This window comes from Pseudovibrio sp. W74 (genome assembly GCF_001623085.1).
Lineage (GTDB): Bacteria > Pseudomonadota > Alphaproteobacteria > Rhizobiales > Stappiaceae > Pseudovibrio.
Map to the genome: position 1 here is coordinate 1 of NZ_LMCJ01000059.1, position 369 is coordinate 369.

Genomic DNA, 369 nt, shown 5'->3' on the forward strand with positions numbered 1-369 from the left:
ACCGTGTCTTCCATAAACTTTGCCGACAACTCGCCAACGTTCTCCGAGATGCCTGTCAGGGCTGAAGCGATTGTGTCGGAGCCTTCCAAACCATAGGCAGAGGCCATGGTGACGGCTGATTCAACACCTGCGCCAATGGCAACGGTGGTCACAGCAGTGCCGTACTTCTCCCACCAGCGATTATCGACGTGGCCGGACATGCCGCCGTAGCCTTGTGCATCACCAACCTTGGCTTTGAGCTGGTAGATTTCAGCGCGGCTTTCAGCCATGAGAACACGCTCACATTGGAAGCCGATACGGGTCTGTCCAACCTTCTTCGCACTCTCATAGCGGCAGATCATGCGGCTTCCTTTTGGAACCAGAAGATTG

At 55.3% G+C, this 369-nt stretch carries 1 protein-coding gene; it reads right to left on the reverse strand.

The annotated features are described in order from the left end of the window. A partial coding sequence (locus tag PsW74_RS25155; RefSeq protein WP_206599959.1) for a TrbI/VirB10 family protein occupies positions 1 to 369 on the reverse strand: 369 nt, incomplete at both ends.